This window comes from Sphingobacterium sp. NPDC055346, assembly GCF_053645235.1.
On record NZ_JBSHMI010000002.1, the window covers coordinates 514,705 to 530,027 of the forward strand.

Consider the following 15,323-nt stretch of genomic DNA (forward strand, 5'->3'; position numbering starts at 1 on the left):
TCTCGTTAAGCATTTACTAACGAAGATATCTCAATTTTTTTCATTTTCATGAGTGCATCAGCAGCATTTTTATTCTGAAGCAATTTACTGATGTCCTTTGGAACCACTTGCCAACTTACCCCAAACTGATCTTTGCACCAGCCACACATGCTTTCTTGGCCGCTTTCGGTAATTTTATTCCAGTAATAGTCGATTTCCGTTTGATCTTTACATACAATGGTCATTGATGTAGCTTCATTGAAGCTGAATGGTTGAGGAACTCCAGAGTCCATGGCAGCCAAGGTCACTCCATTTGCCTTAAATTGCGTATGTTGGACCTGTCCTTTTATAGGACCTTCTGGATATTCCAAAACGCCTTGTAACTCAAAATCTGGGAATAATTCTTCGTAGAACTTCAATGCCGCTTTACATTTTCCCTGTTGCTCAGCACAGAACATCAAGGTAGGGACAATTGCTTGTTGGTTGACATTTTCCAGTTGTCCATAATACAGCTGCCAATTGTAACCATATTTATCAGCAATCCATCCATAGTATTCAGAAAAAGGATATTGCTGTAATGGCATCAATATTTGACCGCCATCCAACAATTTGTTCCATACCTGGTCAATCTCTTCTTTACTTTCAAAGACCGGCATAAAGGAAATTGCAGGGGTAGGTTTGAAAATAGGACCGCCATTGATCCCAATAAAGTTCAAACCCATGATATTGACTTCAACCACGACGCCATTGTCTTTAATGATTGAGCTGTTTGGAAATACATCCGTATAAAAATCAAATGCTTCTTTAGCCTGGTTATCAAACCAAAGTGAAGGTATTATCTTGTTTGCCATTATTTTATAGTTTATAATATCGTTTAATTGAGTGAGGAGTATAATTTCTTCGATAAAGGACATGGCTACGCTATTTTATTGGATTCTGCACCTAATACAAAACTTGATATATCGAGTTTACAACAGATGATGGAAAGGAATTGTTCGACACTAATTTTAACTTCAAAAGTTCTTCCTGTTCGGATAAAAAATGGTAACCTTTTCCAATGGCTACCGGACAGACCATGAGATGTAGTTCGTCTACTAACTTGGCCTCAAACAAGGATTTCGTTAAACTGAGGCTTCCCCAGACTACTATATTCTTTCCTGGTTTTGCTTTCAATTCATGAATGAAATCTGCAAAGTTTTCATTCACCAAGGTGGCTGAATCCCAATCGCCCCAAGAAACAGATTCCAATGTATTGGAGAAAATATATTTTTCTGTGGCGTTCAGACCAGGTCCCACTGGTTCCTGGGAAGGATCAACATTAGGCCAAAAGTCCAGAAACATTTCATAGGTCTTTCTACCTAACAGGATGCTATCAATGGTTTTGATGAATTCCACCATATACGTATCTATCTCTTTTCCGATATGCATGCGCGTTCCGTCAAAGAAACTGGTGGTTTTATCACGGTCGGCCGCAAAACCGTCCACCGAAACATATTCTTGTACGATTAATTTTCTCATAATGTGTGATTTTTATTAGAAGCCGAGCTAATAATCTTTGTTTTCAGTGGATAAGTGAAGGATGTTTCCTGCAGGATCCCTGATCCAATCCACATTTTCTAATCCTTCTTCATCAGGATTGACCAGCTCAATATCATTAGCTTTAAAATAAGCAATAGCTTTCTGAAGCTGGTCTGTGCTGAGTTCAAATAGTACTTTCGGTTCTTTTCTATTAGGAACTGCATCTAACCAAAGGCAGATAGGACCAAAGGATACCTTTGCTGACCTGCTGACGGAAGGGTCATTTACTTTAATTTCCTCGGTATCCATCAAGAGTATATCCCGATAGAAATGTAATGTCTTTTCGAATGAATCTTCTGGAATCTTTAATGCGATATTGTTGCTAGCATTGAGTTTGAATTTTCCCATACGATACCTTGCAATAAAATGAATTCCTTAGCAATCAGTACCACATTTCAGAAAATGTGGTACTGATTGATTAATTGTTAGTGATCAGAGGTCTTTTAACCCATTTTCTTGTTTCCTTCAAAATGGATCATCCAATTGATGCCAAATTGATCTTGGAAAGAAGAATACAGTTCAGCAAAGAAAGTTTCTTCCAATGGCATTTCAATATTTCTTGCTCCTGCAGAAAGCGAATTGAAAAGTTCCTTGGCTTCTTCAGGATTCTGTACATCCAACATGATATAAATAGAGTTTCCATTGGTCAGTTTATGTCCGAAACCTTCCACTACATCCGAACCCATCAACATGGTATCAGGATTGATTTGCAGGGAGGTATGCATGACCTTTCCTTTGGCATCTTCAGGTAGAGGTGGGAAATTTGGATCTGCTGGCATATCACCGAATAGATATGTCCCTTGGACCTCTGTTTTGAAAACCTTCTGATAAAAATCAAAAGCTTGTTTACAATCACCGTTAAAGTTTAAATAAGCATGAACCTTTGCCATAATGTTTTAATTTTTCTGGTTTATATTTAATTAATGTGTCTAATTTTTTTCAATGATTACTTTTTGAGTAGGGCCTCCAAGTTGTTCAATCCCATTTCATAGCCTTCGAGAAAGCCCATATCCAAATAGGATTTAAGGGTCTCTGCCGAGTCGTACTTGCAAGAGGAGGTCACTGTGCAGACCCCATCACTGGAAGAAAAGTCATTCCTCCAGGTTGAGCTTGGAAAATCCTTGTTTGGGTTTCCATTTTCATCACAGAAACCATCTTCTCCCGTATAATAATTCTGAGGGTCAATTTCTTTATAGTCTAGGTAGGACCAATGGATCTCTCCGTTTGGACCGGTCATGTTGTATAACCAGCGTCCTCCAACAGAAAAATCCTGCTCTTTGGTATTGCATTTCCAAGGTTTGGGAGCCCACCATTCGTCTAATATTTTAGCATCGGTAAATGCATTCCATACTTGTTCTTGAGAAGCTTCAAATGTACGTGTGATGATGACTTCGTTCTCCTTGATCTGATGTTGAAATTTCTTTTCCATGGCTTATATGTTTTGTTTTTCTTCAAATAGTAAATCTAAGGTACGGAGCGACTCAAGGAATCCACTTGCCATAGGACAAGTAATGAAACTTCAGTTCAAAAAATGGAATGGTCAGCTATTTTTTAGAAGAACGCATGGCTGGGAGCTTCTTGATCGAGTCATCCCTTAACATGGTTTGATATTCATCGCTAGAACTGTCTATCAACCGTATTTTACCTTCTGAATCGTAATAAATGCCCCATCCATAGGTTTTTGCAAGAGGTGAGGTCCTTAAACAGGCTTGGCCTTTGGAATAGAATTTTTCTCGTTCTTCTCCCAATTCCTCCTCAAGTAAATCTTTCCTTTGCGCATGGATGTCAAAGATCAGATCATCTGAATTAACCTTTGCAGGTTCTTTCATCAATCTATCATATTGCATATTGGCAACAGTCAATTTGTCGATCTTTAGAGGTGGTATTTCACCTTTTAAAGTTTTACAGTCCTCAGCCACAGTGATCAACGTGTTGTAATAATTCGTGCTATGTACTTTCATGATACATTCTTTGGATTACAGAATAAAATTAGAGCCTTGGAGTGACAACAGTTTGTCAACTGCAAACATTAAGTTTATTTTTCTGGATGGATCCTTTCGTATTTATCTGAAATAAATGCAATCGATTCTTTCATCATGTTCTTGAGAACATTAATGTTTATATCCTCCAGTTTTTTGATATAGATACAGGCTTTACCCATCTTGAATTTTCCGAAACCTTCCAAGAGATGCTTATGTTCCTCACATCCGGTAAATACATATAGGGAAATGGCAGCTTTCCTAGGAGAAAAACCCAATAAAGGGGCGTCTCCCCGATGCCCCGTAGGATATATGTAATGATATTGACCAAAACCGATAATACTTGGTCCGAACATTATTGCTGGTTCTCCAGTAGCTTCTTCCATCAGCTCAATCAGTGCCAAGGAGTCTTTTTTCTTTTGTTCATTGTCTATTTCATCGATATATGCATAGACATCATCTGCAGTAAATTGCGTTTTTACTTTAGCCATAACTATTGTTCACAGATTTCCTTTAATTTCTTTAATGCATCAGGCCACATTTCATCAAACATGTGTAGATCATCTTCATCAGAAATTTCCAAAGAGCAGAGGACATTTGTCTTCCCGCCTTCTTCCTTAAACCTATAGATCTCCAGCGCATTTCGCCAATTGTCAATTCCTGGACCTTCATATTTTTCGCCGTTTTGGTCAAACATGCCCAGATGTCGGATGATCACGATCTCTCCAGGGATATTCTTGTCTATTACCGAGACCATTCCAGCCTCATTGCCATTTTGATCCAAGGATAGAAACTTTACTTTCGAATTTTCTTCCCAATTGCCTTTTACATCTGATGTAGGGCTGAAGGGTTTAGTCCATTCCCGATAACTATCCCGGGTTAGCATTTTGGAATGAACAGTTTTTGCATCAGCATTGATTTGCTCGCTAAAATATATTGTTTTCATTTTATTGGAATTTACCGAACCCAAAAACTGCACCAGCTGGATCCTGAATGATTACATAATTATAGGTGCCATCGGCTTTCTTGTTTTCATGCACAAGCTTTCCGCCACGGGCAATAGCCTTTTCCAGTGTAGCTGCCACATCATCTACGCAGACATACATGATCCACTGTGGTGGGATGCTCGCATTGATTCCCCGTTGGTTGCAAATGCCTCCAGCTGGATTCTTCTCGTCATAGAGCATCGCATAATCGTTGTAAGATTCCTCGCCATCTTTCATGGCCACTGGATATTCCTGCCAACCTATGACATCTTTATAGAATTCCTTCAAGGAATCAGCTTGATTGGTCGTCAGATCTGCCCATACGATCTGACCTGCTTTATATTTCTTTTCTGTCATGTTCTTCGTTTTTTATTTGCTTTCCACGTGTTTCTTGAAATTATCCAAGATCGCTTGCCAGCCTTCCCTTTGCATATCCTCAGGATTTGAAGCCTCCATGTCAAAGTCAATGCTGACAGCTGTCTTTCCATTCTCGTCTTTAAACTTGATGTCCGTTTCGCGATTGTCCCCCAATACATAAGATATGCTGTTCATGGCGGTAACTTCCGTATAGGTGCCTTCAAAATCAAATTCAAAACTGCCATCCTTGGCTGCCATTTTGTTTTTGAACTTACCACCAACGCGTAAGTCATTTTCAGAAGAGGGGCAATGCCAATCCTCTGATGCATGGTTCCATTGTTTAATATCTTCTGGATTATTGTAAGCATCCCAAACTGTTTGAATAGGAGCATTGATTAAGGTCTCAATGTGAATTCTTTTCTTTTCCATTATAGTTTTTTCTTGTGTTAGTCGAATTTAAAGGATTAATATTTACATCAACTTGCCCTATGGCAAGAAATTATTTATTGCTCCCCAATCTTCACTAGGTTATTGATCGAATTGATGATCAGGTTCCAATCCTCCTCATGCAATTCATGGCCTGTACCCTCAAGCACAACCAAATTTTGGCCTTTTATTTTTTGCATCAGGGATATGGCGTTTTGAAAATGACAGATAATATCCTCTGTACCATGGATTACCAAGACCGGAACATTGATTTTATCCAACTGATTATAGTATTCCATACCACCGGCAATACTGGCATGATTGAACTGGCTCCTGAAATTTTTTGCCCTGCGATAGGATTCCCGTAAATAATTCTCTGCTCGCAAAACGTTCAAAGGTTTTTTGCCACTCATCAAATGGGATCCCTCCAGCAAATAATGGATGACCTTGTCTTCATTTTCCCAATCAATTTCAGCTGCTTTTGCATGGAATTCTAAAATCATAGGGTCCATTTCCGGGACGGGAATGTCCGAATCTCCCCATGGCATCGTACTGAATAGACATAAAGATTTTACCCGTTCAGGATGCTTGATTGCTACAATCTGCGCAATCATTCCGCCCAAAGATATACCGACTAAATGCGCTGCCGGAATTTCATAGGCATCTATAATAGCGACCAAATCCTCAGCAAAATCTACAATGTCATAGCTTGCTTCACCTTCAGGCACAGAAGTGGATTGACCGGTATCCCTAAAATCATATCGAATCACAAACACCCCCTTGTCCGCCAGCTTTTGGCAAAACTCGCTGTCCCAAAACAACATGGAAACTGTTGCTCCTGCAATCAGTACCACGGCAGGATTTCTTTTATTTCCAAAGGATTGAGTAAATAAACTGATGTTTTGATGCTGTACAATCTTATCCATCATATGTTATGTAAACTGGTTTTTTGTATAAATTAGTCCGTCGTTAATGATAAAACAATGTAATCATCTTTTCTGTTTTATTCTGTCCATTAGGATGGATTTATAAATAATATCTTTTTCAAGATAAATTAAACATTAAATTAGATTTATAATTGAGGGCGTTAACAAAACTAGAGCTACTTTAATAATCCATTTTCAGCCTAGCATAACACTCAATTAGGTTTACACTATCAAATAAAACAACATGAACGAAAATCTAAGTGCGAGAGCATCGATACAGATCTTGAAACCTATCGAAGAGGTTTTTGAGGCTATAGTAGATCCTGAAAAAATGAGCAATTATTTTATTGAAAGATCGAGTGGAAGATTAGAGGAAGGAGTGACGGTAGAATGGAAGTTTCCTGAGTTTGAAGATATCTTTCCGGTAACCGGAAAATTTATCCGGGCATACGATTACATATCATTTGATTGGAGTGGAGGCGAAGAAGGGATGATGGTAGAGATCTTTTTGGAACCTTTCCATGATAATTTTACGGTAGTCCGAATCAAGGAAAGCTATATGCCGGTCAATGAAGAAGGTATAAAGCAAGCCATTGGACAAACTGAAGGTTGGGCTAATTTTCTTTCATCGCTGAAAGCTAGCCTTGAATATGGGATTAACCTGAGAAAAGGGGCTTTTGATTTTATGAAACCTTAAGCTGATTACCTATGTCAACATTTACCAATATCGATGAATACATTGCAGGCTTTGATGGGGAAGGCCAAAAAACATTGAAAGATGTTCGCGCAATCATCAAAAAAGCGGCTCCAAAAGAAGCCAAGGAAACTATCAATTACAGGATGCCAACTTTTAGGTATAATGGAAACTTGATCCATTTTGCCATGTTCAAAAATCACCTTGGACTGTATCCCGGAACAGAAGCTATCGAACATTTTGCAGATGCCCTTAAGCCATATAAAACCTCAAAAGGAGCCATTCAAATTTCATTGGACCAAGCGCTGCCTGAAAAATTAATTACAGATATTGTCCAATTCAATGCCGAGCGATTAAAAGAAAAGGAATATCCTAGTTGGGAAACCAAAAATGAACGCTGGAACGATTGTCAGGAACTGATGAACCAAATCGTCTTAAAGAATAAAACGCCACTCAAGCGAGAAATTAAATGGGGATCCGATGTCTATACTTACGAAGGTAAGAACGTCATTGGATGGGGTGGATTCAAGGATTTCTTTTCTTTGTGGTTCTACAATGGAGTTTTCCTTGAGGATAAAGAACAAGTTTTGGTTACAGCTTCGGAAGGAAAAACCAAATCTTTAAGGCAATGGAGGTTTACCGATATCAAGGATATGGATGAAAAGAAAATCCTAGCCTATATCGAAGAGTCCGTACAGACCATCAAGGATGGAAAGGAAATCAAACCAGACCGTTCTGCCCCAAAACAAGTGGATGGCCTGTTGAAAGAAGAGCTTGCGAAAGACAGGATATTCAATGAAGCATTTGAAAAGCTTACTCCCGGAAAGAAAAAAGAATATATCGAATACATTGACGAAGCCAAACAAGAGAAAACCAAACTCAGTCGGGTGGAAAAAATAAAACCTTTGATCCTCGAAGGAAAAGGTTTACACGATAAATACAAGAAATAAGTCTATCTTAATGATAGGCTTTTTTTGTTTTAATACAACAAATACAAATTTTATCTGTTCAGTTAATAGAGGGTTTTCATAAATCTTTAAATAATCAATGAATGAATAGAAGAGATTTTATCAACCAAGGTTTAGTTTTAGGTGGCAGCCTTTCCTTAGGCTGGAAATCCTATGCCGGAAATAGACCGATAAGCAAAGAAAATTTAATGGAAAAAAACAATCAATCAGGAAGGTTTCGTCCCAAAACTCTTAGTGGTTTTGGAGGAGTAGCGTTAGGAAATGGATTTAACCATAACACAGACCTGGCTTGTCATGAAGCCATGGATGCGGCTTGGAATGCTGGAGTCAGGTATTTTGACACTTCGCCATGGTATGGCCTAGGTATCAGTGAAAGAAGGATGGGCCTGTATCTGAAAGAAAAAAACAAGGAGGAATACAGCATATCCAGCAAGATTGGAAGGATATTGGTGCCGCACGATAATTACAAACAAGAAGGTTTGATGTGGAAGGGGCAAATGAATGCCTCCTATAAATATGATTATTCGGCTGAAGGGGCAAGGAAATCGGTTGAAGATAGTTTACAGCGATTAGGCATTGGGTCGATGGACATTGTATTTGTCCATGATCTGTCTCCCGACAATGGCGATATGGGGAAAGATTGGCTCTCATATTTTGAAACGGCAAAGAATGGAGCATTTAAGGAACTGACCAAAATGCGTGAGGAGGGAATCATCAAGGCTTGGGGATTAGGGGTCAATACGATTGAACCTATCTTAAAGACGATGGAGGTAGCAGATCCGGATATTTTCCTCTCTGCTTGCCAATATTCCCTGATCCATTATGAGGACGACCTTACCCAGGTCTTTCCTAAAATTGCCGAAAAAGGTTTATCCATTGTGGTAGGCGCTCCACTATGCGCGGGTTTCCTAGCCGGCAAGCCTCGGTACCTCTATGGATCCAAGATCCCTGAATTTGCAGCTGAAAAGCTAAAACAGCTTCAACAGGTAGCCGATAACCATCAGGTTGATCTCAGGACAGCAGCTCTGCAATTTTCAGCAGCACCAGAGGTGGTGTCTTCTGTTATTCCTGGAGCTAGTTCAGCAGAACAGGCCAAGCAAAATGCAGCTTCCTTTGAAGTGAAAATACCAAGTGGATTCTGGGATGAGCTGAAACATGAAAAGATTATTTCTGAACAAGCTCCAGTACCAAATGCTTAAATTGCAGCATGGATATAAAAGATAAAATCGGCTTCATCGGTTTGGGAAATATGGGGAAGCCAATGGCAAAGAATCTAGAAAAAGCTGGATTGGACCTCTATGTATACAACAGGACTGCAGAGAAAATGCAAGATTTTGCTGAAAAAAGCACTCCTTGCAATGATATCGGAAGCCTCGTAAAGAACTGCGATATCATTTTTACTATGCTGACCAATGATGATGCCGTGCATGCCGTCTACGAGACGATATTGACCATGGACATCAAAGGGAAGTTGTTTGTGGATATGAGTACCATTTCCCAAGATGCTTCCAAGACCATCTCTGAAATCACGAAATCGAAAGGTGCCAGTTTCATCGATGCGCCAGTTGCTGGTAGTACCCAGCCAGCCAAAGAGGGAACCTTGATTTTTATGGTCGGTGCCGAGGAAGAGGACAAACAGCGCGTTATGCCTTATCTGGAATTGATGGGCAAGGAGGTGAAATATATGGGTAAAAATGGAAAGGGTGTTTCGGCAAAACTCTGTATCAATTATTACCTGTCCATATTATATCAAGGAATGGCTGAAACTGTTCTGTTTGCAGAAAAACTGGGAATATCTAGAGAAGATATGATGAGCATTATCAATGAAAGCGCCAGCGGTAGTGGAGCCTCCAAAGTTAAGACCGCTTCCATCATCAAGAATGAATTCCCCGCAGCCTTTTCGGTTGACCTTATGCTGAAAGATGTAAAATTGGCGGTAGATGCCGGTGCTGATTACCCATTGACCCAAGATATCCTAAAGACCTATCAGGGAGCCAAGGATGCTGGGTTTGCTACGATGGATGTCATGAGCATTATCCCATTCATCAAAGAGCATGGAAATTTAGAATCGTAAATCAAAACTATAAATTATGAAAAATCAATCTTTTATAATTTTATTAAGTCTGCTGTTGAGCAATGCGGTATTTGGCCAAGAGCTTAAAGAAGTGGATTATAAAGAAGGTAATCAGGCCTTAAAAGGGATGGTCAGCAGTAATGCGGGCCAAAAACTTCCAGGAGTTCTCATTCTTCCGGCATGGAAGGGAATCGATCAGGAGGCAAAAGATGCCGCTATAGCACTTGAAAAAGAGGGTTATATCGCTTTTATTGCTGATATCTACGGAGTCGGCAATGCACCAGCGGATAATGCCGCATCTTCAAAATTGTCCTCCCAGTATAAGAATGATTACCAAACTTATCAAAAAAGGATCCAAGCAGGCATAGACGAACTAAAGAAAGCTGGGGCAACCAAGGTCGCTGTTATAGGTTATTGTTTTGGTGGTACCGGAGCGTTAGAAACGGCTAGGGGAGGTTTACCAGTAGAAGCAGTGGTCTGCATCCATGGTGGACTAGCAAAAGCTGCCGACCGACCAAATGGAGAAATCAAAGCCAAAGTATTAGTCGAGCACCCCGCAGATGATGCTGGGGTAAAACCGGAACATTATGAGGGCTTGGTCAAGGAATTAAATGAAGGGAAAGCAGATTGGCAGATCATTACTTATGCCAATTCCAAACATACTTTTACAAATCCGGAATCTCCTGATTATAATCCAACGATGGCTAAACGCGCATGGAATCATACGCTCATGTTTTTGAAAGAGGCCTTGAAATAAAGGAATCTATTCATTAAAATTATTTTTTGTTTTATGCCCCAAGGAATTGGGGCTTTATTTCGATGGGGTGGAATCTTTGTAGAAAGTGAATGTTTGAAATGGCCAACCCACAGCGCGGGTGTAATATTTTTCAATAGATCTTTCTGAATGGAATTAAATCAAAAAAAATGGTTTCCTCATCTTACGATTTCGGAATGACCCCAAATTCCCAAAAAAAATAAAAAATAGATTCTTCGTTTCACTCTGAATCCCCCTGTAGCGCATTTTGATCCTGAACGATTAGTGAAGAACCTGTACGGTTCTCCTCCCTCAGGTCCTGTCATGCTGCAGCAAAGGTGCAGAACTGTTCGCCAAACCAAACTATCTAAGATTGACGCACTGTACGCCAATCCAAATTCTTTTATATTAGGTTTGCATTGCTCCGAGATACTTCGGATGAACCTCAGTATGAAAAAAAAATAATCAAATGATATTGTCTGGGGAGGGGAGTATGGAGTCAAGTATTGACCTTGTTTTGGTCTTGTTTTCAAAATTCGCAATATGCATCAATCTATATCCACATTCCATTCGAAGACTTCTTAACTTGATGGAAAGTCAAGTCCGAAAGAATGCTGAAAAAATCATGATCAATCACCTTATTTTTTCAAGGTAAATTTCGGCTGTTTCTCGAATATGTCTCGAATGAGTCTCGAATAAAACCTGTATAAATCACTGGGTATTCTGATCAAAAACAAGAGAGTTTTTGAGTTAGTTTCTACAGGTTAATATAGGATTGATTTGTTTAATATCGAGGTACTCTTTTATATTTCTTCTTATAGATCCATAGATGGAAAAGGGAAGTGATAAATAAAGCAAAAAACAAGGTCCATTCGCTGGTCATAATTTGGGTTTTTATGGAGTATACGGCAGTCCAAAGAAAACTACTGAAAAAGATTAATAATGTTAGGATGGTTTTCATGTTAATAATTAATTCTTGAAAATATTTCTTTCAAGATAATGTTAATATTATTGAAGGTCAACATTTTAGTTATAAATATATATTAATTTTTTGTTTACTTATAAATATTTCGTATAGAAATAAATTGAGCTTTTGTTATAAATTTTTGAAAATTTAGCCTGTTAATTAGATTATCTTTAGTTTTTGTTACAATATGTTGTGAAATTAGTATAGATACTCCGATGTTTTTTAATTTATTGAAAAGCAATAGGTTGATAAATGTTTGTTGAACATTTAATTTCTTTAAAAAGAAAATTTACCGGATATAATTAGCGTTTTATTTAGCGAATGGTTTGCACATCTTATCCTTTTGTCTATCTTAGGATAACTAAACATAAATCTATAATAACTTAAACGCCTTAATTCTATGGTTAAACGCCGCCATCTTTTCAATGGAAAGGGTGGGTTAAAAATGCTTCGGGTTGGAGGAATCACAATGCTTTGCAGTATTGCCTCTGTGTCCGCATTTTCCCATTCCGCAGTGCATGCAACTCATTTTGCAACGCATTGGCAAAATCAAGTAACTGTAAGAGGAACAGTGAAAGATATCTCGACAGGCCAACCCTTGGCCGGAGTAACTGTAAGTGTTAAAGGAACTAACCAAGCCACAACAACCGATGAAAATGGAAATTATTCTTTGGAAGGTGTGCCTGGGTCAGCAACCTTGGTATTTACTTCAGTGGGACTAGAGAAAAAAGAAGTCTCTGTCTCCAATCAATCCAGCATCAACGTAGATCTAACCCCGACATCGGATAATATCGATGAGGTGGTAGTCGTTGGTTATGGTACACAAAAGAAAGAAACCGTAACAGGAGCGGTATCAGCTGTTAAGGGGGAAGAGCTGAAAAAATCTCCTGCAATCAACCTATCCAATGCGATGGCCGGACGTGTTCCGGGTGTGGTAGCAACGAATGGAAGTGGTGAACCGGGTTATGATGGTTCCAATATCCGTATCCGTGGTACGAACACCTTGGGAGATTCAGGTCCACTGATCGTAATCGATGGTATCCCTGCACGTGCTGGAGGTATCGATCGTTTGAACCCTGCAGATATCGAGAACATCTCGGTGCTGAAGGATGCGTCGGCAGCCATTTATGGTGCCCGTGCAGCAAACGGGGTAATCTTGGTAACGACAAAACGCGGTAAGACAGGCAAGCCATTGCTTTCCTATACCTTCAACCAAGGTTTTTCGCAACCTACTGTAGTCCCAAAATTGGCTGATGCAAGCGAATATGCCGAAATGAGAAATGAACTGGAAATCTACAAACTTCCGGTGGCCGAGTGGGGCGCTGCATTGGATGCCTTTAATTCAGCAGGTTCCTATAAGCGACCGAATGGTAACACGATAACGGCTCCATTTGATCCAGAGGACAAAAAACTATTTGCTGATGGATCTGATCCTTGGGGTCACCCAAATACCGATTGGTACGGAGAAGCATTAAAGAACTGGTCACCACAAGCCAAGCACAATGTGCAATTGGAAGGTGGTACCGAAGACCTTCGTTACTTAATGTCAATGGGTTACCTGAACCAGGATGGATATTACAAGAATTCAGCAACGGGGTATAAACAATATGATATCCGTGTGAACTTGGATGCCAATATCAACAAATACATCAAAACACAGTTTGGTATATTGGGCAGACAGGAAAACAGGAACTTTCCAACAAAAGGAGCAGGAACCATTTTCCGTATGTTGATGCGTGGTAACCCGACCATGCCAGCTTACTGGCCAAATGGAATGCCGGGACCTGATATCGAATACGGGGAAAACCCAGTGGTAATTTCTACGGATGCAACAGGTTACGACCGCGACAAGCGCTATTATTTCCAAACCAACGGACAGATCGAGATCAAGATCCCTGGCGTGGAAGGATTGAAAGTGACCGGTACAGCAGCCGTGGATAAATATGTAAGAGGTACCAAAAGATGGGAGATTCCATGGTTCCTATATACCTGGCAGGGTGACTACGAAGCCGATGGAACCACACCAAAATTGGTAGCTGGTAAAAGAGGTCCTGCAGAGCCTAGATTAAACCAAAGTAGTGAAGATCAAATGAACGTATTATTGGGTGCTGTTGCATCTTATGATAAAACCATTGGTGACCATATCTTTAATATCTTGGCCGGGGTAAACCGCGAAACGATCCGAAACGACAATTTCTCTGCATTTAGAAGATACTTTATCTCCAATAATATCGACTATCTATTCGCTGGTGGTGATACAGAAAAGGATAACAATGGTAGTGCATGGGAAAGAGCTCGTTTGAACTATTTCGGTAGGTTCAACTACAATTATAAGAACAAATACATCGCTGAGTTATTGTGGCGTGTGGACGGTTCTTACATGTTCCCTACAGATACCCGTTATGGATTCTTCCCAGGAGCGATGTTAGGTTGGATGGTTTCTGAAGAGAATTTCTGGAAAGAGAATGTGCCATTTGTAAATTATTTTAAAATCCGTGCATCCTATGGACAGATGGGTAACGATAATATCTATTTTGAAGGTGCATTACAAGAATACCAATACTTCAACACCTATGGTTTCAACTCTTACATTATCAATAATGAGATCGTAAAATCCCTAAGAGAAAGTCGCGTTCCGAATATGTTCATCACATGGGAGGTTGCCAATAACTACAACTTAGGATTTGATCTACAATTCTTGGGCGGTAAATTCAATGCTGAATTTGATCTCTTCAAAAACAGTCGTGAAAGTATCCTTTGGAGAAGAAATGCATCTATTCCACAAAGTACAGGGATGTCATTACCGGTAGAGAACATCGGTAAGGTAGATAACTCCGGTTTTGACTTGAATATCGGCTACCGTGAGACGTTCGGTGAACTAGGATTCAGTGCATCGGTGAACGGAGGTTATGCGAAGAACAAGATCATTTTCTGGGATGAAGCACCAGGAGCACCAGAATGGCAAAAGAGTACAGGAAGAGCGATCAACGCGGGCATGTACTATATCTATGATGGTGTTTTCAAAGATCAAGCAGAGATTGATGCGAACAAAATCGATTACAGTGATATCACCGGGAACCTACGTCCTGGGGACATGAAATATCAGGATTATGATGGCGATGGAAAGATCACACCGGATGACCGTGTACGTCGTGACAAGAACAATGTGCCAACCTTCCAGGGCGGTTTGAACCTAGGGTTTACCTATAAGAACTTTGATCTATCAGTCTTGTTCCAAGGAGCCATGGGGGCAGAAACGCGTATCGGTACGGATGAATCCGGAGCCATTGGTAACTACCTGATTGATTTCTATGAAAACCGCTGGTCTATTGATAACCCAAGCAGTGAACATCCACGTATTACAGACCGTAGTGATCAATACTTCTCCTACAACAATACCTATTGGATGCGTAACACCGATTACCTACGTTTGAAAAACGTTGAATTGGGGTATAATGCACCTACCGACTGGACGAAGAAATTCGGAGTAAGCAGCCTGAGGGTATTTGTAAGTGGACAGAACTTGTTGACTTGGAGTGGAATGAAAGTTTATGATCCGGAATCGACCAATGCTATTGGGCATTATTACCCACAAGCTAGATTGATCAATTCAGGCGTAATGGTTTCTTTTTAAA

Annotated in this window: 17 protein-coding genes; 6 read left to right on the forward strand and 11 right to left on the reverse strand. The window is 39.9% G+C overall.

Translation table 11 applies throughout. The features are described from left to right. Positions 1-5 precede the first annotated feature (5 nt). From ACWICE_RS06565 to ACWICE_RS06615, 11 genes are all read right to left on the reverse strand, one after another. Positions 6-830 (reverse strand): VOC family protein, encoded by an 825-nt coding sequence (locus tag ACWICE_RS06565; RefSeq protein WP_454297886.1) that lies wholly within the window; start codon positions 828-830, stop codon positions 6-8. Between the two features lie 91 nt (positions 831-921). Further along, positions 922-1,497: a dihydrofolate reductase family protein gene (locus ACWICE_RS06570; RefSeq protein ID WP_454297887.1), complete on the reverse strand. Its 576-nt coding sequence runs from the start codon at positions 1,495-1,497 to the stop codon at positions 922-924. Between the two features lie 27 nt (positions 1,498-1,524). Beyond that, positions 1,525-1,905, reverse strand: a complete 381-nt coding sequence (locus ACWICE_RS06575) for a hypothetical protein (protein ID WP_454297888.1) — start codon at positions 1,903-1,905, stop codon at positions 1,525-1,527. A 95-nt stretch (positions 1,906-2,000) separates the two neighbouring features. Beyond that, positions 2,001-2,447, reverse strand: coding sequence for a VOC family protein (locus ACWICE_RS06580; protein WP_454297889.1), 447 nt, complete (start codon positions 2,445-2,447; stop codon positions 2,001-2,003). 56 nt (positions 2,448-2,503) lie between these two features. Beyond that, positions 2,504-2,986 (reverse strand): SRPBCC family protein, encoded by a 483-nt coding sequence (locus tag ACWICE_RS06585; RefSeq protein WP_185211967.1) that lies wholly within the window; start codon positions 2,984-2,986, stop codon positions 2,504-2,506. A 115-nt stretch (positions 2,987-3,101) separates the two neighbouring features. After that, positions 3,102-3,518: a DUF6157 family protein gene (locus ACWICE_RS06590; RefSeq protein WP_454297890.1), complete on the reverse strand. Its 417-nt coding sequence runs from the start codon at positions 3,516-3,518 to the stop codon at positions 3,102-3,104. A gap of 74 nt (positions 3,519-3,592) precedes the next feature. Then, positions 3,593-4,027, reverse strand: a complete 435-nt coding sequence (locus tag ACWICE_RS06595; RefSeq protein WP_454297891.1) for a DUF1801 domain-containing protein — start codon at positions 4,025-4,027, stop codon at positions 3,593-3,595. A gap of 2 nt (positions 4,028-4,029) precedes the next feature. Then, on the reverse strand, positions 4,030-4,482 hold the full coding sequence (locus ACWICE_RS06600) for an SRPBCC family protein (protein ID WP_254530077.1): 453 nt from the start codon (positions 4,480-4,482) through the stop codon (positions 4,030-4,032). A 1-nt stretch (position 4,483) separates the two neighbouring features. Continuing rightward, positions 4,484-4,879, reverse strand: coding sequence for a VOC family protein (locus ACWICE_RS06605; protein ID WP_185211971.1), 396 nt, complete (start codon positions 4,877-4,879; stop codon positions 4,484-4,486). Positions 4,880-4,891: 12 nt separating this feature from the next. Continuing rightward, the gene (locus ACWICE_RS06610) at positions 4,892-5,308 is read right to left on the reverse strand and encodes an SRPBCC family protein (RefSeq protein WP_185217911.1); all 417 of its coding nucleotides are present in this window, start codon (positions 5,306-5,308) and stop codon (positions 4,892-4,894) included. A gap of 74 nt (positions 5,309-5,382) precedes the next feature. After that, on the reverse strand, positions 5,383-6,234 hold the full coding sequence (locus tag ACWICE_RS06615) for an alpha/beta fold hydrolase (RefSeq protein ID WP_454297892.1): 852 nt from the start codon (positions 6,232-6,234) through the stop codon (positions 5,383-5,385). Between the two features lie 241 nt (positions 6,235-6,475). Between ACWICE_RS06615 and ACWICE_RS06620 the strand changes: the two genes are divergently transcribed. The 6 genes from ACWICE_RS06620 (at position 6,476) to ACWICE_RS06645 (ending at position 15,322) form a co-directional block, all read left to right on the forward strand. Beyond that, positions 6,476-6,928: an SRPBCC domain-containing protein gene (locus tag ACWICE_RS06620; RefSeq protein WP_185217913.1), complete on the forward strand. Its 453-nt coding sequence runs from the start codon at positions 6,476-6,478 to the stop codon at positions 6,926-6,928. 11 nt (positions 6,929-6,939) lie between these two features. Beyond that, a complete protein-coding gene (locus ACWICE_RS06625; protein ID WP_454297893.1) occupies positions 6,940-7,875 on the forward strand; it encodes a DUF1801 domain-containing protein in 936 nt (311 codons plus the stop codon). Positions 7,876-7,976: 101 nt separating this feature from the next. Beyond that, entirely contained in the window at positions 7,977-9,092 is a 1,116-nt protein-coding gene (locus ACWICE_RS06630; protein ID WP_313258036.1) for an aldo/keto reductase, read from the forward strand. An 8-nt stretch (positions 9,093-9,100) separates the two neighbouring features. Then, positions 9,101-9,967, forward strand: a complete 867-nt coding sequence (locus ACWICE_RS06635) for an NAD(P)-dependent oxidoreductase (protein ID WP_313258034.1) — start codon at positions 9,101-9,103, stop codon at positions 9,965-9,967. 16 nt (positions 9,968-9,983) lie between these two features. Then, positions 9,984-10,724: a dienelactone hydrolase family protein gene (locus tag ACWICE_RS06640; RefSeq protein WP_454297894.1), complete on the forward strand. Its 741-nt coding sequence runs from the start codon at positions 9,984-9,986 to the stop codon at positions 10,722-10,724. Between the two features lie 1,364 nt (positions 10,725-12,088). After that, complete coding sequence (locus ACWICE_RS06645) at positions 12,089-15,322, forward strand: SusC/RagA family TonB-linked outer membrane protein (RefSeq protein WP_237219527.1); 3,234 nt, start codon at positions 12,089-12,091, stop codon at positions 15,320-15,322. The last annotated feature ends 1 nt before the right edge of the window (position 15,323 follow it).

Bases quoted from the DNA above. Each gene is read 5' to 3' on its own strand.
- ACWICE_RS06590 (WP_454297890.1), bottom strand. From the start codon at position 3,518: ATGAAAGTACATAGCACGAATTATTACAACACGTTGATCACTGTGGCT.
- ACWICE_RS06620 (WP_185217913.1), top strand. From the start codon at position 6,476: ATGAACGAAAATCTAAGTGCGAGAGCATCGATACAGATCTTGAAACCT.
- ACWICE_RS06565 (WP_454297886.1), bottom strand. From the start codon at position 830: ATGGCAAACAAGATAATACCTTCACTTTGGTTTGATAACCAGGCTAAA.
- ACWICE_RS06570 (WP_454297887.1), bottom strand. From the start codon at position 1,497: ATGAGAAAATTAATCGTACAAGAATATGTTTCGGTGGACGGTTTTGCG.
- ACWICE_RS06580 (WP_454297889.1), bottom strand. From the start codon at position 2,447: ATGGCAAAGGTTCATGCTTATTTAAACTTTAACGGTGATTGTAAACAA.
- ACWICE_RS06615 (WP_454297892.1), bottom strand. From the start codon at position 6,234: ATGATGGATAAGATTGTACAGCATCAAAACATCAGTTTATTTACTCAA.
- ACWICE_RS06625 (WP_454297893.1), top strand. From the start codon at position 6,940: ATGTCAACATTTACCAATATCGATGAATACATTGCAGGCTTTGATGGG.
- ACWICE_RS06640 (WP_454297894.1), top strand. From the start codon at position 9,984: ATGAAAAATCAATCTTTTATAATTTTATTAAGTCTGCTGTTGAGCAAT.
- ACWICE_RS06605 (WP_185211971.1), bottom strand. From the start codon at position 4,879: ATGACAGAAAAGAAATATAAAGCAGGTCAGATCGTATGGGCAGATCTG.
- ACWICE_RS06630 (WP_313258036.1), top strand. From the start codon at position 7,977: ATGAATAGAAGAGATTTTATCAACCAAGGTTTAGTTTTAGGTGGCAGC.
- ACWICE_RS06635 (WP_313258034.1), top strand. From the start codon at position 9,101: ATGGATATAAAAGATAAAATCGGCTTCATCGGTTTGGGAAATATGGGG.
- ACWICE_RS06645 (WP_237219527.1), top strand. From the start codon at position 12,089: ATGGTTAAACGCCGCCATCTTTTCAATGGAAAGGGTGGGTTAAAAATG.
- ACWICE_RS06595 (WP_454297891.1), bottom strand. From the start codon at position 4,027: ATGGCTAAAGTAAAAACGCAATTTACTGCAGATGATGTCTATGCATAT.
- ACWICE_RS06585 (WP_185211967.1), bottom strand. From the start codon at position 2,986: ATGGAAAAGAAATTTCAACATCAGATCAAGGAGAACGAAGTCATCATC.
- ACWICE_RS06610 (WP_185217911.1), bottom strand. From the start codon at position 5,308: ATGGAAAAGAAAAGAATTCACATTGAGACCTTAATCAATGCTCCTATT.
- ACWICE_RS06575 (WP_454297888.1), bottom strand. From the start codon at position 1,905: ATGGGAAAATTCAAACTCAATGCTAGCAACAATATCGCATTAAAGATT.
- ACWICE_RS06600 (WP_254530077.1), bottom strand. From the start codon at position 4,482: ATGAAAACAATATATTTTAGCGAGCAAATCAATGCTGATGCAAAAACT.